Origin of the sequence: Pumilibacter intestinalis, from assembly GCF_943193005.1 — a bacterium.
Taxonomy (GTDB): domain Bacteria; phylum Bacillota; class Clostridia; order Christensenellales; family Pumilibacteraceae; genus Pumilibacter; species Pumilibacter intestinalis.
Window position 1 is genome coordinate 22549 of record NZ_CALPCH010000017.1, and the last position, 21865, is coordinate 44413.

Annotated in this window: 16 protein-coding genes and 1 tRNA gene; 7 read left to right on the forward strand and 10 right to left on the reverse strand. The window is 51.7% G+C overall.

Annotated elements, in window-relative coordinates; all coding sequences use genetic code 11:
• Positions 1-21: 21 nt before the first annotated feature.
• Genes NFR55_RS08350 through NFR55_RS08370 form a run of 5 tightly spaced genes read right to left on the reverse strand, consistent with a single transcriptional unit; the run spans position 22 to position 8302 of the window.
• A complete protein-coding gene (locus NFR55_RS08350; protein ID WP_251548223.1) occupies positions 22-1737 on the reverse strand; it encodes an extracellular solute-binding protein in 1716 nt (571 codons plus the stop codon).
• 13 nt (positions 1738-1750) lie between these two features.
• A complete protein-coding gene (locus NFR55_RS08355; RefSeq protein ID WP_251548225.1) occupies positions 1751-2656 on the reverse strand; it encodes a carbohydrate ABC transporter permease in 906 nt (301 codons plus the stop codon).
• Entirely contained in the window at positions 2643-4658 is a 2016-nt protein-coding gene (locus NFR55_RS08360) for an ABC transporter permease subunit (RefSeq protein ID WP_251548227.1), read from the reverse strand. Before NFR55_RS08360 ends, NFR55_RS08355 begins: the two co-directional genes overlap by 14 nt.
• A 12-nt stretch (positions 4659-4670) precedes the next feature.
• Positions 4671-6365 (reverse strand): hypothetical protein, encoded by a 1695-nt coding sequence (locus NFR55_RS08365; RefSeq protein ID WP_251548229.1) that lies wholly within the window; start codon positions 6363-6365, stop codon positions 4671-4673.
• Between the two features lie 17 nt (positions 6366-6382).
• Positions 6383-8302 (reverse strand): hypothetical protein, encoded by a 1920-nt coding sequence (locus NFR55_RS08370; protein WP_251548231.1) that lies wholly within the window; start codon positions 8300-8302, stop codon positions 6383-6385.
• Positions 8303-8548: 246 nt separating this feature from the next.
• Between NFR55_RS08370 and NFR55_RS08375 the strand changes: the two genes are divergently transcribed.
• Positions 8549-9376: a helix-turn-helix transcriptional regulator gene (locus tag NFR55_RS08375; protein ID WP_251548233.1), complete on the forward strand. Its 828-nt coding sequence runs from the start codon at positions 8549-8551 to the stop codon at positions 9374-9376.
• Between the two features lie 78 nt (positions 9377-9454).
• On the opposite strand, the gene NFR55_RS08380 is transcribed toward NFR55_RS08375, so the two are convergent.
• A tRNA-Glu gene (locus tag NFR55_RS08380) sits at positions 9455-9529 on the reverse strand.
• Positions 9530-9839: 310 nt separating this feature from the next.
• Here NFR55_RS08380 and NFR55_RS08385 point away from each other — a divergent pair.
• The 4 genes from NFR55_RS08385 (at position 9840) to NFR55_RS08400 (ending at position 14214) form a co-directional block, all read left to right on the forward strand.
• Entirely contained in the window at positions 9840-10451 is a 612-nt protein-coding gene (locus tag NFR55_RS08385; RefSeq protein ID WP_251548235.1) for a response regulator transcription factor, read from the forward strand.
• Positions 10448-11407 (forward strand): sensor histidine kinase, encoded by a 960-nt coding sequence (locus NFR55_RS08390; RefSeq protein WP_251548237.1) that lies wholly within the window; start codon positions 10448-10450, stop codon positions 11405-11407. Before NFR55_RS08385 ends, NFR55_RS08390 begins: the two co-directional genes overlap by 4 nt.
• Positions 11408-11510: 103 nt before the next feature.
• Positions 11511-12275, forward strand: a complete 765-nt coding sequence (locus tag NFR55_RS08395; RefSeq protein ID WP_251548239.1) for an ABC transporter ATP-binding protein — start codon at positions 11511-11513, stop codon at positions 12273-12275.
• Complete coding sequence (locus tag NFR55_RS08400; RefSeq protein ID WP_251548241.1) at positions 12265-14214, forward strand: FtsX-like permease family protein; 1950 nt, start codon at positions 12265-12267, stop codon at positions 14212-14214. The genes NFR55_RS08395 and NFR55_RS08400 overlap by 11 nt, the downstream gene beginning before the upstream one ends.
• A gap of 82 nt (positions 14215-14296) precedes the next feature.
• Here the strand turns inward: NFR55_RS08400 and NFR55_RS08405 are convergent, their stop codons facing one another.
• Positions 14297-15961, reverse strand: coding sequence for an NCS2 family permease (locus tag NFR55_RS08405; protein WP_251548243.1), 1665 nt, complete (start codon positions 15959-15961; stop codon positions 14297-14299).
• Between the two features lie 34 nt (positions 15962-15995).
• Here NFR55_RS08405 and NFR55_RS08410 point away from each other — a divergent pair, with 34 nt between their 5' ends.
• Both NFR55_RS08410 and NFR55_RS08415 read left to right on the forward strand, forming a co-directional pair.
• Positions 15996-16202 carry a hypothetical protein gene (locus tag NFR55_RS08410; RefSeq protein ID WP_251548245.1) on the forward strand — a complete coding sequence of 69 codons (207 nt, stop codon included), beginning with the start codon at positions 15996-15998 and terminating at the stop codon, positions 16200-16202.
• An 87-nt stretch (positions 16203-16289) separates the two neighbouring features.
• A complete protein-coding gene (locus NFR55_RS08415) occupies positions 16290-16436 on the forward strand; it encodes a hypothetical protein (protein WP_251548248.1) in 147 nt (48 codons plus the stop codon).
• 15 nt (positions 16437-16451) lie between these two features.
• Here the strand turns inward: NFR55_RS08415 and hpt are convergent, their stop codons facing one another.
• The 3 genes from hpt to gyrB form a co-directional block, all read right to left on the reverse strand.
• Entirely contained in the window at positions 16452-16994 is a 543-nt protein-coding gene (hpt, locus tag NFR55_RS08420; protein WP_251548250.1) for a hypoxanthine phosphoribosyltransferase, read from the reverse strand.
• A gap of 76 nt (positions 16995-17070) precedes the next feature.
• Entirely contained in the window at positions 17071-19575 is a 2505-nt protein-coding gene (gene gyrA, locus NFR55_RS08425; protein ID WP_251548252.1) for a DNA gyrase subunit A, read from the reverse strand.
• Between the two features lie 272 nt (positions 19576-19847).
• The gene (gene gyrB, locus NFR55_RS08430) at positions 19848-21758 is read right to left on the reverse strand and encodes a DNA topoisomerase (ATP-hydrolyzing) subunit B (protein WP_251548254.1); all 1911 of its coding nucleotides are present in this window, start codon (positions 21756-21758) and stop codon (positions 19848-19850) included.
• Positions 21759-21865 lie beyond the last annotated feature (107 nt).

A 21865-nucleotide genomic window follows, 5' to 3' on the forward strand; every position in this document is an offset into this window, starting at 1 on the left:
ACCCCAGTATCCGTATTCCGCTTACTGTTTGGACTTAAACGGAGTAATTGTGTAATAGTCGGTTATGTTGTCGGGCGTTTGCACTTTCAAATACTTGTAATCCGCCCACTTGGCAAATCCCGAACGCACGTGCCCGAACAGTTGCGAGCCGAACGCATTCCACCCTTTTGTTTCGGCGGGGCTTAAGTAGTCGCGCAGAGTTTGCAAAAATTTGTCGCGCACCGTGCCGCCCTCCGACGAAAGAATGGTGTTGTTGTAGCCCATGCCCATTTCGAAATAGGGATTATCCACGCAAATGCCGAAATCGGTAACCCGCGTGTCTATAACTATGTTTTCGGGCAAAGCGAAATCGTTTACCAAAATTTTCAGCGGGCAAACAATACCGCGCTCCGAGTAGTAGGAATAATACTCCTCCATGCCCTGCGGCGAATACCAAAACTGCATGAAATCCACCGCCAAATCGGTACGCTTTTTGTTGTTGCGATTTATTATGCCCATGGGGTGGTGATTGGGTCCGCCGTAGGTGCGCACCGTTTGCGAGGCGGGCGCGCCGCCCTCTACGCTCGCGTTATCGGGCATGGCGGGCAGTGCGAACCAACCCAAGTAATCGCCGAGTTTGTCTGTGGGTATCATATCGGTTGCTATTTCGCCGTTGGCTTTAAGCACCGAGCCTATAGCCGACTGAAAGTCGCTCAAATAATCCAAACGGTTCACGAACAAAACGCAGGTTTCCGCTTTGCCGAACTTGTTATCCTCGGTTAGCTCGGTGAGCACGCCGTTGTGGAAAAAGTTGCGTATCGTGGAACTGTTGTACGTTTCCGACGAGTACGAAAGCAACTCCTTGAAATTAGTCATCATATCGGCGAAACGCGCCGATTTGGGATTGTATTCGTCGGTATTGAAATAGGCGTTTATGAGCCGCGACATATTGTACGTGTAGCCGCTTCGCGCGTCCACCTCGGGATTTGACGGGTCGTATTCCCACACCGAGTCTATGCTGTCTATGTAGCTGTAATCGCCGTCTTGCGAATGCACCTCGTCTATGATATCGCGGAAGTACTGGTCCATGTACATTTGCAAAACCATGCCCGACATAATGCCGCCTATGCCCGACTTGTCGTAATTGAGTCCGAGCGGCGCGGTATAGCCCTTTTCCTTTGCCGAGCGCAACAGCTCCGTCATCTCCGCCCAGTTCTTCGGCTCTTCCCAACCGTTGGTTTCAAACAACTGCTTGCTGTAATACACCGCAACGTAATTGCTTTCAAACGACAGGTTGGGAACGGTGTAACCGTTTTCTTCCACGCGGCGAGCTTCCTCCGACAGCATTGTAGACCACACGGGATACTGCCCGTTGGCGTTGGGCGTGCCGTAAGGATTGCGGCGGCGCAAATAGGGCGTAAAATCCACTATCTTATCCGTGCCGTAATACTGGCTTACCACGTTTACCTGCACGATATCTATATCCGATTCTTCGGGGGCTAAAATTATGCCTTCAACCGCCTGCTCGTAAGAGTCGCCGCCGTTGGTTATATTTATGGTGGTTTGCGGGTGCAAGCGGCGGTAAGCGTTTTTCACGTACGTAAGCGCGTTGGTTGCATAGGTATCGAAGGGCACGAAGATGTTTATGGTGCCGTTATACATATCGTCGTTTTGCTCTTTGTCCGAGTTGCACCCCGCAACTGCGAAAGCCATAACCGCACACAGCAAGCACGCGCACAGTTTGTTGAGTTTTTTCATTGTTTTATCCTCCTTAATATTTGAGTCCCGCCGCAAATTCGCCCGAAATGGAGAATTTAAGGCTCACCGAAGTGGCAATTATAAGCGGTATGCCGCTTAGCAAATACAGCGCGTAGCCAGCGCCCTTTGCCTCCGTGCCCGCTCGGTTGGCGAGTTCCTGAAGCACGGGCATCAACGTGGCGCGTTCGGGTTTGCCCACAAACATCATCATCGGCCACAGGTAATCGTTGTATATGGCGGAAAAAATGCCTATGGACTGTACCATGATTATCCCCACGGACAGCGGCAAACAAATTTTGAAGAACATGCGGAAATCCCCCGCGCCGTCGATACGCGCGGCGTCGTAGATATCTTCGGGCTGTTGCGCCATAAACGTGCGGTACAAAAATATCGAGCCTATTTGGTTGCCCGCCAAATACGGGAAGTACAGCGCCCAATACGTGCCGAACAGTCCCATATTAACGATATTTAGGTACTGCGCCGTGAGATACACAATGCCCGGGCACATGGTGGGTATTATGATACAGTAAAACAATACGTTTCGCCCCGGGAATTTTTTGCGCACGAATATGTACGCCGTGTAGGTGCTCAAAAGCGTTACCGACACGGTGGAAACCACGTCTATCCACAGCGTGTTGAACATGTTGCCCAAAATCTCGTTGAAAGCGTAGGTGTAATTCTTAAAGGCAAGACTCGTGGGAAGCGCCCAAATGTTTTGCGTAACGAAATCGGCGTTCGGTTTAAGCGAGAGCATCACGGTAACGAGCACGGGCAAAATAACCAACAGCGTGCTGAATACCAAAAAGACTATAAGCACCGTTTGCGCAGGCCATGCCTCTATGCCGCTTCTGTGGCGGCGACGCCGTTTAATGGTAAGATACAGCCCCGAGGGCGTTGCGATTGCATTATTCCGCAGCATGTTTTTTCTTCGAACCTCCTCCTATTTGCATTTTGAAATTTATTATCGTAGCCACCATCAGGAATATCAACAGCATTACGCCCATCGCGCTTGCCACGCCGTAATTTTTTTGCACCACGGTGGTAAAGTACATCATGAGCGCGGGCGTATTCGTGCCGTAGTCGCCGCCCGTGGTAATCAAAATCAACGTGTAGTTTTGCACCGAGCCTATAAAAGTTTGAATAAACACGTATTTGATTTGCGGCACTATGAGCGGTATATCTATCTTTATCATTCGCCGAAGCCAACCGCACCCGTCAAGTTTCGCCGCCTCGTAAATCTCCTTATCCACGCCCGATATCGCGCCGAAAAATATCAAGTACGAGCCCACCCACGGGAAATTCATGAATATCAACGCCGTAAGAGCGGTCTTGTTGTTCATTAGCCAGGCTTGTGACACCCACGACGGCACAATTGCGGATATGAGTCCGTTCAACAGTCCCGACGACGAAGAGCCGAATATGCCGTCCGCCCACACGAGCATGCTGGCAACGCCCGGCAAAATCCCAGGCAAAAACATCAAAACGCGTATTGCGTAAGACGTTCGCTTGGAACGCAACGCCAGCAAAAACTCGGCGAACAGTATGGGCGGCAACAACGCTTTCAGTAAGTCGGTTACAAGGAATATCAACGTGTTTTTGAACGAAATCCAAAATTCGGCATTCATGAACACCATTCGGAAATTTTCCAGCCCCACGAATTCCAACCGCTCGCCCGGCAAATAATCGAACAGCGACATAAACAGCGAGGAAACTATGGGATACCAGTAAAACACCGCCAGCAATAAGAACGTAGGTATCAAACTTATGTAAGCGAACTTGTGCTTAAACAGCGTTTTGCCCAGCTTTTTGAAAAAGCCGTTTACGCGCGTGCGCGGGGTTTCGAATATGCTCAGCGTTGCATATACCGCAACGAGCAACAACAGCGCGCCCGTTACCGTAAAGGGCACAAAGATAGCTTTTTGCCGTTGCACGCTTTGCGCCGTTTCCAAAGTGTAGTACTTAAATTCGCCGCCGTCGCTCGTAAGATACGCAAAGCTGTCGGGCGAGGCGTAAACTATAAGCGACGAACTGCTCGACGGAACGGAAAACAAAATACCTTTTGAGTCCACGCCCGCAATACCGCCGTTGCGCACCTTGCATATAAAAACGTCGCCCGCCGCAAACACCGTGCCGAGCATGCCCGTATCGTTTTTGCGACTGCCGGTAAGCACGAAATCGGAATCGAAGGAAAACACCGTGCCTTCGCTGTCTATCGCCGTATAGCCGTTGCCTTTGGGCGCAATTCCCAAAATGCTCCTGTCCGCACCGTATACTTCTTCAGGCGTAAGTATGCGCGCACTGTCTATCTCGGCGCACATAACGCTTTGCCCCGACGAAAAATAAACCGTATCGCCGCGCAGAGCTACGCCCGCTATATCGCTTTCCTGCTCTATGCAAGAGGTATACGAAACCTCGCCCGTTGCCGACGGGGAAAGAAAATACAGCCCGCGACGGTTGGAGCTGTCGCTTACGCCGTACACCGCCAACCTGTTCGACTCGGACGAGAAATGCAATCGCTCGGGCACCAAACCCACGCGGTAAGTAGCCTCGGGCTTTTTGTCATCGGAAGCGGTAAGCGAAAAAGCGTACACAAAGCGGTTGCTTGCGGCAACGTACAGTCGCCCGTTTACTATGGCAATATCCCGCACGGAAGCCCCGCTCAAAGCATAAGCAAACAGCGCCGACTCGGTATCCGCGTCGCTATATAACCGCACTTTGCCGTCGTATGTGCCCACCGCGTAATATCCGTTTTGTTCGTACACCGCAGACACCCGCAGCCCCGTAGTATCCACCGCAAAATCCGAACTGCGGTTTTTGAGGATACCTGCGCGAATACCCAAAACCGAAAACAACACCGTCGCCGCGATAAGCGCCGCCGCAACAAAACTCCATATTATTCTCTTTTTTGTTTCTTTTTGCATGGACATTACCGCCTAATCGAGTTTACAACGAAACGCATAATACAATCGCCCCACTGGTACGCTCTTGCCCTGCGCGTAACATTTCAAACCGAGCTCTTCTTTGGCAAGCCCGTCGGTCACCTTAAACGAAAAGCGCACCTCGTTTCCGCTCAAACCCAACACTTCGCGCGGTATGCGGAACGAAAGGGCGTTTTTCTCGAGAACGCGCTCCGCCAGTCCCGCCGTGCGTTCCGCTACCGTAGTTTCCGTTACCGTCGCCGTGTTTCCTCGGGCTTGCGCGTTTACCGTAAACGCCGCGCCGTCTTCGCGCAAGATATGTACGTTAAGATGTTTTCCGCAAGAGGTTTGCGGCGAAATATCGTTGCCGCATTCCGTCCGCACGTATACGAACTCCTTATCGCAGGCAACGCGCACGCAAGTAACGTCGTTTACCGCGCCCGCCTGTCTGTAGGGCGGCAACGCATAGTTCGCGCTCTTGTAATCGCGGTTTGCGCCGTCGCCCGCAAACGACCAATACGCCGTCGCGTTTTTCCACGAGTCCGCTCCCCCGCGTATATCCGCCGAACATGCGGGCACGGCGGGCTCAACCCCGTCCGCACACTTGAACTTTCGGATATTTATCAGCATTTGCATATAGTAGTTGTCGCCCAACTCGTTGTCCGCCGGCTCGATATCGCGCGAAAACTCGGTATTGTACTGGTCCACGAAATAACAACAACTGCGCCCGTTTAAGCCGAACGGCTGTTTTTGCGCCACCCACTCGTTCCAACTCGTCAAAAACACGTTGTCTACGGCGGCGTTATCCAACGCCCGTTGCCATTCCTCTTGAAAGCACGAGCCTTCCGCTATTCGCGCCGCGTCGTTCTTTTTATCCGCGGCGGAATATCCACGCCCGCGGTTTTTATCACGCGCACCCTCCTCGAACACCGAGTCGCTGAACGCGCCCGAAGTATGTTGCGCCACAGAAACCGAAAGCATTCCTTCGTGCACGGAAGGCGAGTCAACGTCGGTTGCAAACGCATACGGCACTTTGTCTTCCTCGAACCATGCCGACTCGCGCAAATAAAAATAGTCGCGGATTTCTTTAGGCAAAGCGTCGTAATTGTATTTTTCGTTTTCGCCCGTTTCGTTGTTTTTCGCAATTATCCACGGCTTGCCCTCGGCATTGCGCCCGTTACGGTCGGGGTGACGGTACCAAAGCGGCGCAAACCGCTTGCCGTTTGGCGTATCGGGGTCGTAATACGCGCGGTAAATGCCCGCCACGGTTTCCGAGGAGCGGCAGTTCGTATCGAAAACAAACCGCGGAATATCCCACCCGTCGTTAAGCAGTTCGAGCGCGACGGGAAAAATATTTCGGCACACCTCTTCGTAATAATAGCTGTTGGTGGTGTCGAACACCAAATAATCCACGCCCGCCGTGGTCAACATTTCCAAATGTTTGCGGAACACCCACGGGTCGCCCGAGTCGTAATAACCGAACAACGGCTTGCCCCAATAATGATGAACGTCCTCGCCGCCGCGGTCGTTGCGCTGAGTGTGTATATCCAGCACGGAATTGTCGAACGCCGCACTGCCGTGTTGCCCCGTCCACAAAAAGTAAAACACGCCCGCTTGCTTATCGTTGAAACGGCTTACGGGCTGTACTCTGCGCCCCAAAGCGTCCGTGCCCGTCAACCATCGTAAACATTCGTTTTTATTCGATTTCATAACTCCGTCCTTTGTGATTATACCGAAAACGTGTAGTTCAAGCGGCCTATGGGCGCACTGTCGCCGTTTACGTAATAGTCCATGATATCGTCGTATTCGGTAACGTGGTCCGCCACTTTGAAATTTACGGTAAACCGTTTTTGCCCGCTTAATCCCACGGCGGAGCGCGGCACTTTTACCGTAAGAACTTTGCCGCTGACGTACAATTCGCCCGCCGCCTCGATTTCCGATTTTCCGTCCGCTTTGAGCCGTTCGATATACGTAACGTCGCCCGTTACAGTGCGGTTGATTACATACTGATAATTTTCCCACGCGCTACCCTTCGCGCCCTCGACCTCCAACAATATGTTCATCCACGTTTTGTCGCCGTTTTCATACGGCGTGATATCGGAGGCGCATTCTATCCTGAAATACAAGTTTTCGTCGTCGCAGGTTATACGGGTTTGCACTATGTCGTTTCGCCCCGTATCGTTAACGTACACCGTGTTGGGCACGTTGCCGTAATCGGCTTTGTTGGAGCTTTGGTAGTTGCGCGGCGCGGTATCGCCCGCGGGGTCGCAAAATCCCACCGTGTTTTCCCACTGACTTTCGCCGCCGCGTATATCCACGGCATTTCGGCGCGGTTTGTGCTCGCTTACCGTCTCGCCCGTTTTTTGTTTGAAACGGCGTATGTTTTGCACCGTTTGCAAATAATAGTTATCGCCCCAAAGCCCTTTGGTCATTTCCAAATCGCGGGAAAATTCGGGATTGAACTGGTCCACGAAATAACTGCTGCTGCGCCCGTTGGCTCCGTACGGTTGCTTTTGCGCCACCCACTCGTTCCACGTAGACAAAAACACGTTGTTTACGGAAGATTGCGCAAACGCGTTTTCCCATTCGCTTTGGTAGTTCGAGCCCAAAGCCACGTTGTTCGCGGTGTTTGTGCCCTCCGTTTTTCCGTCGTTCCATACCCAACCGCGCCCGCGGTTTTTATCCCGCGAATTAGCCTCGAACACCGAGTCGCTGAACGCGCCCGAGGTATGTTGCGCCACAGAAACCGAAAGCATGCCCTCGTGCGGTATCGGGTCGTCTATATCCGAAGGGAACAACCAGTTGCCTTCCGCGCCGTGTTCCTCGTTCCAACGCAGTTCGCGCGTGTAAAAAAAGTTTTTTATCTTTTCGCCGCACTTGTCGTAATTTTGCGCCGCGCCTAAGGTGCTACTGTCTATGCCGTTGTTTTTTACCACTATCCACGGCTTACGTTCGGTATTTCGCACGCCGTTGTCCGTTTCGGTGTACCAAAGCGCGTCGTATTTTCGAAGCGACTCGTTTTCGGGATTGTAAAAATCATTGTAAATGCCGGTTACCGTATCTTTTGTTTTGTTGTGACAATAAAATACAAACTTAGGTATCTCCCAGCCCTGTTCTACAAACGAAAGCGCAACGGGAAATATATTGTCGCATACCGTTTTGTAATAGTAACTGTTGGATACGTCGAACACCAAATAATCAATGCCCGCCATAATAAACAATTCCAAGTGCTTGCGGAACACCCAAGGGTCTTCGGAATTGTAATAATCGTATAGCGGTTCGCTCCAGTAGTGAAAAACTCCCACGTCCGAATTGGCGGACGTACCTTTAAGTTGCGTTTCGCTCAACAGCGAACTGTCCCACGCGCATCCGTCTGCGCCCGCTTGTTTTTGGTCGTGTTGTCCTATCCACAAAAAATAAAACAAACCTACTTTCTTTTCTTCGTCCCAACTCTCCGAGCGCGTAAAATACCGCCCGAGCGAGTCGGTGGACTGCAACCTAAGCACGGTTTCGCTTTGCGACACGGTAAAAGCATCGTATGCGGGTTCTTCGTACGGCGGCGACGAAGGCGCGACAGAGCCCGAGTTGCACGCGATAAAACACAGCGCACACAAAACAACCATTGCTTTTGCCAAAGTTTTTCTCATTACATCCTCCTCGCCGTAAAACGCTGATATTTTACAAATTGCTCTTTTTCTACGTTTCGGTCTCAACGCAAGATTATCTTGCTTTTTCTGCGAAAATCGCCCTGTTTGTATTATTATTGTAGCACAGGCACCCCGTAAAATCTATACCTATTTTTTTCAGTCCCTTGCTCATTTTTATCATTATGAGCCGTGCACTTGACAGCAAACGCACAAAACGATATACTCATATTTAAGGGAGGCATGCGCATGTTCGATAATTTGTGTTTCGTGCAAAACAAACTGTTTGAAAAGTACGGCGTGGAATTTCACACCTATAACGGAATATTCTCCAAACGGCATAACCACGAAGGATATTGGGAATTGTTCGTTATCACGCAAGGCGCCGCCGTGCACAGGTTCGGACCTACGCCTAAAACGGTGTATGCGAATTACGTACAGCTTATGCGCCCTAACGATACGCACTGTTTTTGTCCTTCGGCAGACCCGTGCAAACATATTAGTATCAGTTTCGATAAAAACGTAGTAAAAAACATGTTCGATATAATCGATATAGAGTTGCACCGCAAACTTACAGAATACGACGGCGCGATTTGCACCGAGATAGACAACGACTTGCGCCGAGAGATAGAACAACAGGTATCCGTTTTGGAAACCCTTCCCGCTCAAGAAAACGGCTACGTGGCATCGGAGATAAAGTACATGTTTTTTAGGCTATTGCAAAAAATTTGCGCCTCCGTCTTTTTGGAAAGCGCCGCCTACCCCGCCATAGTGCGCGAAGCAATCGGGCTCATGCAATCGCGCTATGCCGACTATTTAACCGTAGACGAAATTTGCAACAATTTGGGCTGCACGCACATTCGTTTGTTGCGCAGTTTCAAACAACACACGGGCAAAACGGTAGTGAACTACTTTTTGGAACTCAAGCTCGAAAAAGCCTTTACCCTGCTCATTTCCACCAACTACAAAGTAATCGAAATATGCAGCATGGTAGGCATAGATTCCATAAGTTATTTCAACAAAAAGTTCAAAGAAAAATACGGCGTAACCCCCACCGAAATCAAAAACACCCGCTAACCCGCCGCATAAAAAAATCCCCCTACTTAAAACGAAAAAGCCGTTCAAAAGAACGACTTTCCGCGTAATAAAATGCTTTGGTGACTCCATCGGGAATCGAACCCGAGTTACCGCCGTGAAAGGGCGATGTCTTAACCGCTTGACCATGGAGCCGTATTTATTTAGTTGTTTTCGCTGGTTCGTTTCCCGAATATCGGGAATACTCCGCTGCGCTCCGTGGCGGTCGCGCTTCGCGCTCGGCTGAGCGAACCCGAGTTACCGGGAGAAAGGGCGACGTCTTAACCGCTTGACCATGGAGCCATTGATTATGCGTACTGTAATGAAACAGCTTATATAGTATAGCAAATACCGCGACAAAATGCAACCGTTTTAATGCAAAAAGTTTGGTTATATTTTCTTGACAAGCGCTATGCGGGCGAATTATACTTAAAGCGAATTTCTTAAAACGGGAGAAAACGCGCAAATGGAACGAATACTTGTAGCGGAAGACGACGAGAGCATAAGAAAAGAGCTGTGTGCCCTACTCGGCGCAAACGGATACATAGCGGTAAGCGAGCCGCCGTGCGAGCTTGCGCTGTTAGACGTGAACATGCCGGGCGAAAGCGGGTTCGAGTTGTGCCGAAAACTGCGCACGAATTCGTCGGTACCCGTAATATTTTTAACGGCGCGCTCCTCCTCCGAAGACGAACTTATAGCGTTCGGTTCGGGCGCGGACGATTACATTCGCAAGCCGTACAATTCGTCGGTACTGCTCGCAAGAATAGCGCGACTGCTAAAGCGGCAAACCGCCTCGGTAATAAACGGGCGCGGGCTTACGCTAAGCCTTGCCGACATGCGCGTGCGCTACGGAGACAAGAGCGCGGAGCTTACTAAAAACGAAACGCGCATACTTTATTGCCTTATGAAAAAGGAGCTGTGCACCAAAGAGAACATATTCGAAGACCTGTGGGAAAACAGCCTGTACGTAGACGAAAACACGCTGTACGTAAACATAAACCGTCTGCGCGAAAAACTGCGCGACATAGGCGCTACCGACTTTATACGCACCGTGCGGGGAGTGGGCTACCGTTTATGAAAATGCGCGACTACTTTTCGTCCAAAGCCGTGTCTTTGTGTTTTTGCGGCATAGCGGCGCTGTGCTGGGGCGCATTCGCGTATATTGCGGGCGCAAGCCCCGTTTTATTGTGGGGCAGCGAAATAATATTCGTTGCCGCCGTTATTTTGCGTTACTCGGCGGGCTACGCCGCAACAAACGCGAGACTGAAAAAGCTGAAAAGGAACAAAGACGAATTGTCCGAAAAATATCTTTTGGGCGAGCTTATGGAAAAGCCGCACGACGCCGTTGCCCGCGAATATTACTATGTGATGAAAGAGGTTTCGCGCTCGGCTATAGGCGAAGCGGAACGCGCGGCGCGCGAAAAAGAAGAATATTTCGAATACGTTGAAAAATGGATACACGAAATAAAAACTCCTCTCACCGCCTGCTCTCTTATTTGCGACAACGGAGCGGACGAAGTAAAACTGCGCCGCGAGCTTAAACGCGCCGACAACCTCACCGATTCGGTGTTGCAATACGCGCGACTGCGAGGCGCGGAGCAAGACACCGTTATATCGCGCGTAAGCGTAGCCGACGTAATAGCCGAAGCCGTAAAAAGCCAACGCGAACTGCTTGTTGCGGCAAAAATAAGCGTAACGGCTCAAGGGGATTTCCCCGTTTGCACCGACGCAAAAGCGGTATCGTTCATACTGCGGCAACTGCTTATAAACTGCGCCAAATACTGTTACGGTTGCGGCGTAAAAATAACCGCCGACAACGGAATTTTAACCGTTGCCGACAACGGCCCGGGAATAGCAGAGCACGAACTGCCGCGAATATTCAACCGAGGCTTTACGGGCGAATACGGACGAAAAGCGGGCACCGGCATGGGGCTTTACATTGCGGCGGAACTGTGCAAACGGCTTGACATAGAATACGGCGCAAAGTCGGAACAAGGCAAAGGAACGGTTTTTACTTTCTCTTTCCCCCGCTAAACCTTACAAAACCGTTAGATTACCGAAAGGCGGCGTTATACGTTTTGCCGCCTTTATGCGTTATACTTATTGCACAAAGCAATAAGGAGGCAACCTAAAAAACATGAACAAAATACTCGAAGTGAGCAACCTAACAAAGCACTACGGCAGCGGAAGCGTGCTCACCAAAGCACTCGACGGCATATCGTTAGAGCTTGCGAGCGGCGAATTCGTAGCCATAATGGGCGCGTCGGGCTCGGGCAAAAGCACTCTTTTGAACGTGATAGCCACAATAGACGGAGCAAGCTCGGGCACTGTAAAAATAGACGGGCAAAACGTGTGCGACATGCGCGAAGACGCCCTATCCGCGTTCAGGCGCGACAAGCTCGGATTTATCTTTCAGGATTACAACCTGCTCGATACTCTCACTATAGAAGAAAACATAGTTCTTCCGCTCAACCTGCAAAGAAAAACCGCGCAAGAAACGGAGAGCGAACTGCGCAAAGCGGCGGCGGCGCTCGGCATAGAGAGCCAGCTCAAAAAATTCCCGCACGAGCTTTCGGGCGGGCAGCGGCAACGGGCGGCGTGCGCACGCGCCATTATAACCTCTCCCGCTCTCGTGCTTGCCGACGAACCCACGGGTGCGCTCGACAGCAAAAACTCCAAACTTTTAATGCAAACTTTCGAACTTATGAACCGCGAACTCGGCTCTACCATTTTAATGGTTACGCACGACGCGCTCGTAGGCAGCTACGCGAGCCGCGTGCTTTTTCTCAAAGACGGCAAAATTTGGAGCGAGCTCGTGCGCGGAAACCGCGACCGTCACGCGTTTTATTCCGAGATACTCTCGGTAACTTCGGCGCTCGGAGGTGACTCCGATGCTAGCTAAACTCGCCGCGAGAAACGTGCGCAGGCAAATAGGCAACTACGTAATATATTTTATAACGGTGTCGCTCACGGTGGGACTAATGTTCGCCGTAAACGGCGCGATATTCGAAGAACAGCTCGTTGCCAGCGCACAAGCGATAACGGAATTGCGCATGGGACTTATCGCCATAACGGTGCTCGTATCGCTTATAGTGGCGTTCGTGCTCGGCTACGCTACGTCTTTTATGCTGAGACTGCGCAAACGCGAATTCGGAACTTATCTCACTTTGGGCATGACGCGCAAAAACATATTGCAAATATTCGTGCTCGAAACTCTCATATTGTGCTCGGTGGCGCTTTGCGCGGGCTTGGCGCTCGGATTGCTGTTTTATCAGGGACTAATGGCCGTTATTACTAATATAACCGACGTTCCGTTTACGTTGGCCGCATACTCGCTTAAAGGATTACTGCTTACCGTGGGGCTTGTTATAGGAGTGTTCGCGCTGTCTTCGGCGACGAGCGCGATATACTTAAAACGAGTGAGCATATACAGCCTTTTGCACGGCGCCGAAAAACAGGAAAAAGGCGTAAAATATCCCGCAGTGTGGTTTGCCGTTACCGTAATATCGCTTGCCGCCGTAATAGCGAGTTGCATAGCTCTCGGCAAAACCATGAAAACCTCGGTTTTGGGCGTGGGCGAACAGCGCAACTATCCGATGTTTTTTTCGATTCTTACCTGCGCTTTGGGCATAATATTTTTCCATATAGGCTTAGCTAAAAGCATAGTGCCTTTACTGCTTAAAAACAAAAAATTCAAAAACCGCGGCACCAACTCGTTCGTCTTGCGCAAACTTTCGGGACGTTTGAGCGCCGACTCGGTAATGATGGGCGCGCTCGCCTTTCTTATAGCGTTTGCCATGATAGGCGCAAACGTATCTTACACTCAAAAAACGAGCGCCGCCGCCGATTTGGACAAAACCGTTCCGTTCGACGTTTCGGCGCAACTCGACGAAGACTCGCCCGTATTGCCCGACGACGCCGAAAAGATAATTTCGGAATACGCCACCGTAAACAAGCGGTTGGATTACGTTACTCGCACGTCGGGAAACGACTACTTGCACGGGTTTACTCCGTGGCACGGCGAAGGGTACGCCTATCTGTACGACGTGTTTATTTCCGAAAGCGACTTTAACCGCGTGTTCGGTATTTTGGGATATTCGCCCGTAAACCTCGAAGGCGGATTTAAGATAATTCCCGGCGCGGCGCGAGCAAAAACCTGCGATTTTTCGGGCGCGCGAATTCGCGACGGAAATTCCGAACTTAAATTCACGGGATTTATAGACTGCCCTTCGCCCTGGTCCAACTACTTTACCGCCGTTGTGCCCGACTCCGTTGCGGCAAGCATGGAAAAAGAGTACGATTGCGTGGTTTTCGACCTTAAAGAAGACAGGTTCGACGCAACCGGTTTGCGCAATGAGTTGAGTTACGTAAACAACTCGTGGGGCTACGACATACTGCGTTGCGACTACAACGTACGCGAATACAGCCGCATTACAATGGGCGCGCAGACCGCCGTATTCATTGTAGCGGCGCTGTATATATCAATAATATTCGTATTCATGTGCATGGCGATACTCGCGCTGAAAACGCTATCGGGAATAGCCGAAGACAAAACGCGCTACAACGCTCTTTACAAGTTGGGCGCAAGCAAGCGCGACCTTGCACGCGCACTGTTTAAGCAAACATTTGTTTTCTTCTTTCTGCCGTTTGCCCTGCCCGTATTGCTGAGTATTCCCGCGGGAATGATATGCGCAAATCTGGTTACGTGGACGGGATACGCCGAAATAGCGGTTCAGTCGCGCATTGCGTCGGGCATTATCGCGCTTGTTTTAACCGCCGTTTACGCACTGTACTACTCGGCGACTTACCTCGTAACAAAACGCTCGGTCATAAAAGCGTAAAGCAAAAAAGCTCATACGAAAAAGCCATCGAACTCGCGTCCGATGGCTTTACGTTTGTTTTAGGTAAATCGGGTATTACCGTTTACACTTTTGCCGGCAAGAAGAAATAAAGAACGAACAATACCGTGATTATGAGCAGCACCACCGAAATGTTGAATTTGGGTTTTACCGCCGCGGCGTCTTTGTTCTTTACCGCGGCGTACTTTATCATATCTACCGCGTAGCAGAAAAGGTTGATGATTACGTAGGATATCATGCCTATGCCTATGCCGTCGGTTATGGAGTACGCAAGCGGCATCATTATAATGGTAAGGAAGGCGGGAACGGCTATTTTGAGATTGGTGAAGTCTATGTTCTTTACGTTAGACATCATGAGCACGCCCACGTACATCAAAGCGCCCGCAGCGGCGGCAGGAGGAATGAATGCGAACACGGGGAGAGCAAATATCGCAAGAGCAAAGAGTATCGACGTGGTGAGCGCGGTAAGTCCGGTTTTGCCGCCCGCGGCAACGCCCGTGCCCGACTCTACGAAGGTGGTAACGGTGGAGGTGCCGAGCATTGCGCCGCCGCAAGTTGCCACGGCGTCGCTCATCATAATGCGGTTAAAGCGCACGGGCTTGCCGTTTTTGTCGAGAAGGTTAGCTTTTGTACAGCAACCGAGCACCGTCCCCATGGTGTCGAACATGTCTATCATGCAGAACGACAAAATGGTTACGAACACCGTAAGCAAACTGCCCGCGGGGAAATGAATGTCGTGGAACGCCGCGAGGAACGAGCCGCCTTGAGCGGCGTCCATAGAAAAGAAGTTCTTAAAGTTCTCCCAGAATTTCCACGTTACTCCGCTCGACTTGCCGAGGAGTATGTCGTAGTCTACTATTTGGAACGCCATTCCCGCAAAAGTTGCTATTATTATGCCGAGAATTACCGAACCTTTTATTTTGTAATGCGACAGTATGGCAATAGACAACAACGAAATAAGCGCTACGCAAGCGGTTTTTGCGGCAGGCGCGCTTCCGCTTATAACGTTTATTATCTGTCCGCCCCAGTTGGTAAAGTCTACAAGGTCTATTTGAGTAAACGGACTGTGAACTATAAGTCCGGCGTTTTGCATGCCTATGTAAGCTATAAACAAACCTATGCCCACGGGAATAGCCACGCGGATACCTGCGGGTATAGCCTCGAATATCTTTTCGCGTATGCCTATGAGCCTGCCCGTTTCTTTATCGTGTCCGCAAGGAACGACGGTGAGAATAAGGAACAGCACGCCCGAAATGAGCACCATGAGCATAGCCGTGCCGAACGAGAATTTCATTCCCATGCCGTACGAGGCACCGCTTATCAGTCCGCCCACAGCGGCGTTCAGTCCCATGCCGGGAGCTTGAGCAAGCGGCATCTTTGCAAACAACGCCATTAAGAGAGTTCCTATAAGAGCGCCGAGCGCGGTTGCGATAAACACCGACGACCAAAGCGGCTCACTCGAATCGAACCCGATTATTTGGTTGGGGTTAACGGTGAGTATGTATGCCATTGCGAGGAACGTTGCGAGTCCCGCAAAGATTTCCGTGCCCACCGTAGAGCCCGACTTGCTGATACCGAAGAATTTATCGAACTTGCCGATTTTCTTGCCCGGTACCGTCTTTGCCGCGGTTGCGGCTTCGCCCGAAGGGGTACCCCCCCCCGCGGTCGTGACTGCCGACTCTTCCGCTACGGCGGTTTCTTCGGCAATCGTTTGCTTCTGTTCGTCCATATGTTTCCTCCTATGAGTATTTTATAACAGGTTAATGCTTGTCATTGCGCTCAGCCGAGCGCGTAGCGCGAACGCCACGAGCGTAGCGAGTATCGAGTTTACGAGCAGTCCAATCTCCTACGAGAGAAAGGTACAGCCGCCGCACGGGTTTGATGCAGGGGATTGCCGCGCGGCTACGCCGCTCGCAATGACATGGTTACCCGCAGGGGATTGCCGCGGGCACTGCGTGCCCTCGCAATGACATGGTTACCCGCATGGGATTGCCGCGCGGCTACGCCGCTCGCAATGACAAGGTAGCCCGTAAAAGGCGGCGGAGAAGGGTTGCGGATTGGCACAGCTGTGGGTGCGCCCGCGCGTGTGCCCTTATACGCTCGCCGTAAAGGCAACGGAGAGCGGTGCAGATACGCACAACAGGCGCAGTGCCCGCACGGGAGCGTACTTTGAGGTACGTGACCACGTGGGCACGAGCACGTAGTGCGTAGATGTGCCGCTATACGTTGCCGTAAATGCTGCGCTTCAAAATGCCCACATACGGCAAATTGCGGTATTGCTGCGCGTAATCCAGTCCGTAGCCCACAATGAATTCGTCGGCTATCTCGAAACAGGAGTAATCGGCTTTTATATCCACTTGGCGGCGGGAGGGCTTATCGAAAAGCGCAACGGTGGTAAACGACTTCGCTCCCCTGCCCATTATTAGGTCGCGCATGCGAACGAGCGTGTGCCCCGAGTCCACTATATCCTCAACGAGTATCACGTCGCGCCCCTCCACCGAAGCGGCAAGGTCCATAACTATCTTGGGCATGCCCGAGCTTTGGGCTTTTGAGCCGTAAGACGACACCGTCATGAAATCGAGCTGAACCGGCGTTTTCATTTCGCGCAACAAGTCGCAGAAAAAGAACACGCTTCCCTTAAGTACGCTTATGGCGAGCGGCTTGGAGTCTTTGAACTTTTCGTCGAGCCAACTCGCCGCCTCTTTCACCTTTTGCGCAATCTGCTCGCGCGTAAGCACAATGCTTTCCAAATCTTTATGCATAAGTATATCTCCTCGTCTTTGGCAAAAGCGAAAAACGGGGCGCGTTTTTGGGATACGCCCCGTCTTGCGTTTCGTTTTATTCTTCCGAGCCTTCTTCGAGTATCTCTTCTTCTTCGGGTTGAGCCACGGCTACGCAAACCACGTTGCCCTCGCCCTTCATCTTCATCATGCGCACGCCCTGAGTGTCGCGGCTTATTTTGCTTATCTCTTTGGCGCGCATGCGTATTATCGTGCCGTTGTCGGCGATTATCATTACGTCGTCGTCGGGCGTAATCTGCTTGAGGTTTACGAGTCTGCCCGTCTTGCTGTTGAACGTGCCCGCTTTTATGCCCTTGCCCGCGCGGCTCTGCAATCTGTAGTCCTCTATATCGGTGCGCTTACCGTAACCGAACTGCGACACCGTGAGCACCTCGCTGCCGTCTTTAACAACGGTCATATCCACAATGTAGTCGTCTTCGTCTATCTTCATGGACTTAACGCCCTGTGCGCCGCGTCCCATAAGTCGAACGTCGTCTTCGGCGAAGCGTATGCACTTGCCCGCGCTCGATGCTATGAGTATTTCGTCTCTGCCGCAGGTGAGCTGTACCGAAATGAGTTCGTCGCCCTCGGTGAGAGTTATGGCTATCTTGCCCACTTTGCGAATGGAGGCGAATTCTTCGAGCTTGGTCTTTTTAATGAGTCCGCGCTTTGTGGCCATTATAAGGTTGCCGCGCATATCCTCTTTAATGGGTATAACGGCGTTCACCTTTTCGCCCTCGCCGAGTTGCAAGAGGTTTACTATCGCCCTGCCGCGAGCCGTGCGCTCCGCCTCGGGCACTTCGTACGCCTTAATCGCGTATACCTTGCCGAAATTGGTGAAGAACAGCAAGTCGTCGTGCGTGCACGTAACGAACATGTTCTCCACAAAGTCCTCTTCTTTGGGACGGTGAGCAGTAATGCCCTTGCCGCCGCGGTGCTGTGCGCGGTATTCCGCCGTGGGCAAACGCTTGATATATCCGAAATGGGTCATGGATATAACCACGTCTTCGCGCTCGATGAGGTCGCCTATATCTATCTCGTTGTAGTCTATGCAAAGCTCGGTTTTTCTCGGCGTTGCGTATTTTTCTTTGATTTCGTTGAGCTCGGTCTTTACTATCTCTTCCACTCTGTGAGGATTGGCTATAATGTTCTTAAGGTCGGCAATGGTCTCTTTGAGAGCGGCGAGTTCGGCGCGAAGGTGCTCCACCTCCAAACTCGTTAAGCGTTGCAAGCGCATTTCGAGTATGGCGTTCGCCTGCTTGTCGGAGAGAATAAACTCGCTCATGAGTTTTTCGCTCGCCTCGAACTTGTCGCGGCTTGCCTTGATTATCGCCACAACCTTGTCTATGTTGGCGAGAGCTTTTACAAGACCTTCGAGGATATGAGCGCGTTCCTCCGCTTTCTCGAGGTCGTAACGGGTGCGGCGAAGCACAACCTCTTTTTGATGCTCGAGATAGTAGTAGAGCATTTCTCTGAGATTGAGAATTTTGGGTTCGCCGTTCACGAGCGCGAGGAAAGTAATTCCGCCCGAAACCTGCAATTCGGTGTGCTTGTAAAGCGTGTTGAGCACCACTTGCGCCTGCGCGTCGCGCTTAACCTCTATAACTATGCGCATGCCCTGGCGGTCGCTCTCTTCCTTAACGTCGGAGATGCCCTCTATGCGCTTGTCTTTCACAAGGTCGGCTATGTGCTTAATGAGCTCGGCTTTGTTTACCTGATAGGGCAGTTCGGTAACTATTATGCGCTGACGGGTCTGACTGCTGCCGTCGCGCATGGGATATTCTTCTATTTCGGTTTTGGCGCGCATTACCACGCCGCCCCTGCCCGTGCGGTAGGCGTGGCGGATATTCGCCCTGCCCATAATGAGTCCGCCCGTGGGATAGTCGGGCGCGGGTATATACTGCATAAGCTCGTCTACCGTAATTTCGGGATTGTCTATGAGTGCGCAAACGCCGTCTATTACCTCGCCCAAGTTGTGCGGCGGTATGTTGGTTGCCATGCCTACGGCTATGCCGTCGGAGCCGTTTACCAAAAGGTTGGGAAAGCGCGACGGGAGAACGGTGGGTTGCTCTAAAGTATCGTCGAAGTTGGGATACCAGTCAACCGTTTCTTTGTCTATATCGCGGAGCATCTCGCCCGCAATCTTACTGAGTCGTGCCTCGGTGTAACGCTGAGCCGCGGGAGGGTCGCCGTCTACCGAGCCGAAGTTGCCGTGACCGTCAACGAGCGGGCAACGAATGGAGAAATCCTGCGCCAAGCGCACGAGAGCCATATATACCGCGCTGTCGCCGTGAGGGTGGTACTTGCCGAGCACGTCGCCCACTATGCGGGCGCACTTGCGGTACGGCTTATCGGCGAACAGGTTGAGTTCGCCCATAGAGTAAAGTATACGGCGATGCACCGGCTTTAAGCCGTCGCGCACGTCGGGAATTGCACGCGATACGTTAACCGCCATGGCGTAGGCTATAAAGGAGGTTTTCATTTCCTCTTCGAGCTGAACCTTGACGATTTTGGTGTTGTCTACGTGCTTTATTTCTTCTTCCGAAAAGTTTCTCTTTTTCATTCTATTTTCCTCAATATTAAACCAACTTTTACTTTCTCATGCATGGGATTGCTTCGCTACGCTCGCAATGACGGGATATATGCCCTCATGCATGGGATTGCTTCGCTACGCTCGCAATGACGGGATATATGCCCTCATGCACGGGATTGCTTCGCTACGCTCGCAATGACGGGTTGGGTGTGATATGGATTGCGCGTCATTGCAAGCGTTTACCTGTCATTGCGAGCGAGCTATGCGAGCGCGGCAATCTCATACATAGAACCCGTACGTTACTAAATATCCAATTCTTTAACGAGTTTGGCGTTTTCTTCTATGAACTGACGGCGCAGTTCGGGCATTTCGCCCATAAGAATGGTGAATATCTCGTCGGCGGCAAACGCGTCGTCCATAGTAACCTGCTTTAACGTGCGGAACTCGGGGCTCATGGTGGTGTGCCACAACTGTTCGGCGTTCATTTCTCCCAAACCTTTGTAACGCTGAACGTCGCAACCCTTTCTGCCGAGCTTGTCGAGCGTTTCGTTAAGCTCTTTTTCGGTGTAGCAGTAGCTGTCGTTCTTGCCTTTGCTCACCTTGTACAAAGGCGGCATTGCGCTGAACACGTGCCCTTTCTCTATGAGCGGGCGCATGTAGCGGAAGAAGAACGTGAGAAGCAGTATTCTTATGTGACTGCCGTCTACGTCGGCATCGGTCATACAAATGATTTTATCGTAGCGCAACTTGCTTTCGTCGAAATCTTCGCCCACGCCGCAACCGAACGCGGTTATCATAGCCTTTATTTCGGCGTTTTCGAGCACCTTGCCGAGTCGCGCTTTTTCCACGTTGAGTATTTTGCCGCGAAGCGGGAGTATCGCCTGAAATCTGCGGTCGCGCCCTTGTTTTGCCGTGCCGCCTGCGGAGTCGCCCTCCACTATATATATTTCGCAGTGCGCGGGGTCGCGGTCGGAGCAGTCGGCGAGCTTGCCGGGAAGCGTGGTGGTTTCCAAAACGCCCTTTCTGCGGGTGAGTTCGCGAGCGTTGCGAGCCGCGTCGCGCGCGCGTTGCGCCGTAATGCACTTTAATACGAGCTCTTTGGCTTCCTTGGGGTTCTCCTCGAGGTAGGTACCCAGCCCGTCGGTAAGAGCCTTTTCCACGTAGCCGCGCATTTCGCTGTTGCCGAGCTTGGTTTTGGTCTGCCCCTCGAACTGCGGGTTGGTGAGCTTAACGCTCACTATCGCCGTGAGTCCTTCGCGAACGTCGTCGCCCGTGAGCTTTTCTTCCTCTTTTATTACCTTTTGCTCGTGCGCGTAATCGTTGATAACTTTGGTGAGCGCGTTCTTAAAGCCCACCAAGTGAGTGCCGCCCTCTTCGGTGTTTATGTTGTTCGCGTAAGCGTAAATGAGTTCGCTGTAGCTGTCGTTGTATTGCATGGCAATTTCAACGGTGTTGTCTTTGAAAGTCTTTTCTATATACAAAGACTGCGGAAACAGCGTTTCTTTACTGCGGTTTAGGTAGTCCACAAAGTCGAGTATGCCGCCGTCGTAACGGAAAGTTTCCTGCTTTTCTCTGCCGGGGCGATTGTCTATGAGCTGTATGGTAAGCCCGCGGTTGAGATAAGCCACCTCGCGCATGCGCGTGCGGATAACGTCGTACGTGAACTCGATTGTTTCGAATATCTCGTCGTCGGGGAAAAAGGTTACTTTGGTGCCCGTGCGCTCGGTGCGCCCCACCTCGGCAAGCGGACGCATGGGCACGCCGCGGTTGTACTTTTGGCGATACATCTTGCCGTTTTTGTACACCTCCACCTCGAGCCATTCGCTGAGCGCGTTAACTACCGAAAGTCCCACGCCGTGCAAGCCGCCCGACACCTTGTATCCGCCGCCGCCGAACTTGCCGCCCGCGTGCAACTTGGTAAGAACGACCTCTACCGAGCTGATTTTTTCTTTGGGGTGAATGTCTACGGGTATGCCGCGCCCGTTGTCGGTCACGGCAACCGCGCCTTCGGGCGTAAGCTCTATAATAATCGTATCGCAATAACCCGCGAGAGCTTCGTCTACGCTGTTATCCACGATTTCGACTATAAGATGGTGCAAGCCGCGCTCGTCGGTACTGCCTATATACATGCCCGGACGCTTGCGTACCGGTTCGAGTCCTTCGAGTACCTGTATCTCGCTGCTGTCGTAATGCGTGTCTACCTTTTTCGCCATTTTGTTCGCGCTCTCCTCTATAGGAAATTTTACCTCTAAATTATAACACAAACGAGCCGAAAAATAAAGCGTTTTTCGGCTCGTTACGTGCGAATTTTGTAATTATT

Excerpts from the sequence above, each read along its gene's own strand:
- NFR55_RS08410 (WP_251548245.1), top strand. The coding sequence starts at position 15,996 with ATGCTTGTCATTGCGCTCAGCCGAGCGCGTAGCGCGAACGCCACGAGC.
- NFR55_RS08400 (WP_251548241.1), top strand. The coding sequence starts at position 12,265 with ATGCTAGCTAAACTCGCCGCGAGAAACGTGCGCAGGCAAATAGGCAAC.
- NFR55_RS08385 (WP_251548235.1), top strand. The coding sequence starts at position 9,840 with ATGGAACGAATACTTGTAGCGGAAGACGACGAGAGCATAAGAAAAGAG.
- NFR55_RS08365 (WP_251548229.1), bottom strand. The coding sequence starts at position 6,365 with ATGAAATCGAATAAAAACGAATGTTTACGATGGTTGACGGGCACGGAC.
- NFR55_RS08360 (WP_251548227.1), bottom strand. The coding sequence starts at position 4,658 with ATGCAAAAAGAAACAAAAAAGAGAATAATATGGAGTTTTGTTGCGGCG.
- gyrA (WP_251548252.1), bottom strand. The coding sequence starts at position 19,575 with ATGAAAAAGAGAAACTTTTCGGAAGAAGAAATAAAGCACGTAGACAAC.
- gyrB (WP_251548254.1), bottom strand. The coding sequence starts at position 21,758 with ATGGCGAAAAAGGTAGACACGCATTACGACAGCAGCGAGATACAGGTA.
- NFR55_RS08355 (WP_251548225.1), bottom strand. The coding sequence starts at position 2,656 with ATGCTGCGGAATAATGCAATCGCAACGCCCTCGGGGCTGTATCTTACC.
- NFR55_RS08375 (WP_251548233.1), top strand. The coding sequence starts at position 8,549 with ATGTTCGATAATTTGTGTTTCGTGCAAAACAAACTGTTTGAAAAGTAC.
- hpt (WP_251548250.1), bottom strand. The coding sequence starts at position 16,994 with ATGCATAAAGATTTGGAAAGCATTGTGCTTACGCGCGAGCAGATTGCG.
- NFR55_RS08350 (WP_251548223.1), bottom strand. The coding sequence starts at position 1,737 with ATGAAAAAACTCAACAAACTGTGCGCGTGCTTGCTGTGTGCGGTTATG.
- NFR55_RS08390 (WP_251548237.1), top strand. The coding sequence starts at position 10,448 with ATGAAAATGCGCGACTACTTTTCGTCCAAAGCCGTGTCTTTGTGTTTT.
- NFR55_RS08405 (WP_251548243.1), bottom strand. The coding sequence starts at position 15,961 with ATGGACGAACAGAAGCAAACGATTGCCGAAGAAACCGCCGTAGCGGAA.
- NFR55_RS08395 (WP_251548239.1), top strand. The coding sequence starts at position 11,511 with ATGAACAAAATACTCGAAGTGAGCAACCTAACAAAGCACTACGGCAGC.
- NFR55_RS08370 (WP_251548231.1), bottom strand. The coding sequence starts at position 8,302 with ATGAGAAAAACTTTGGCAAAAGCAATGGTTGTTTTGTGTGCGCTGTGT.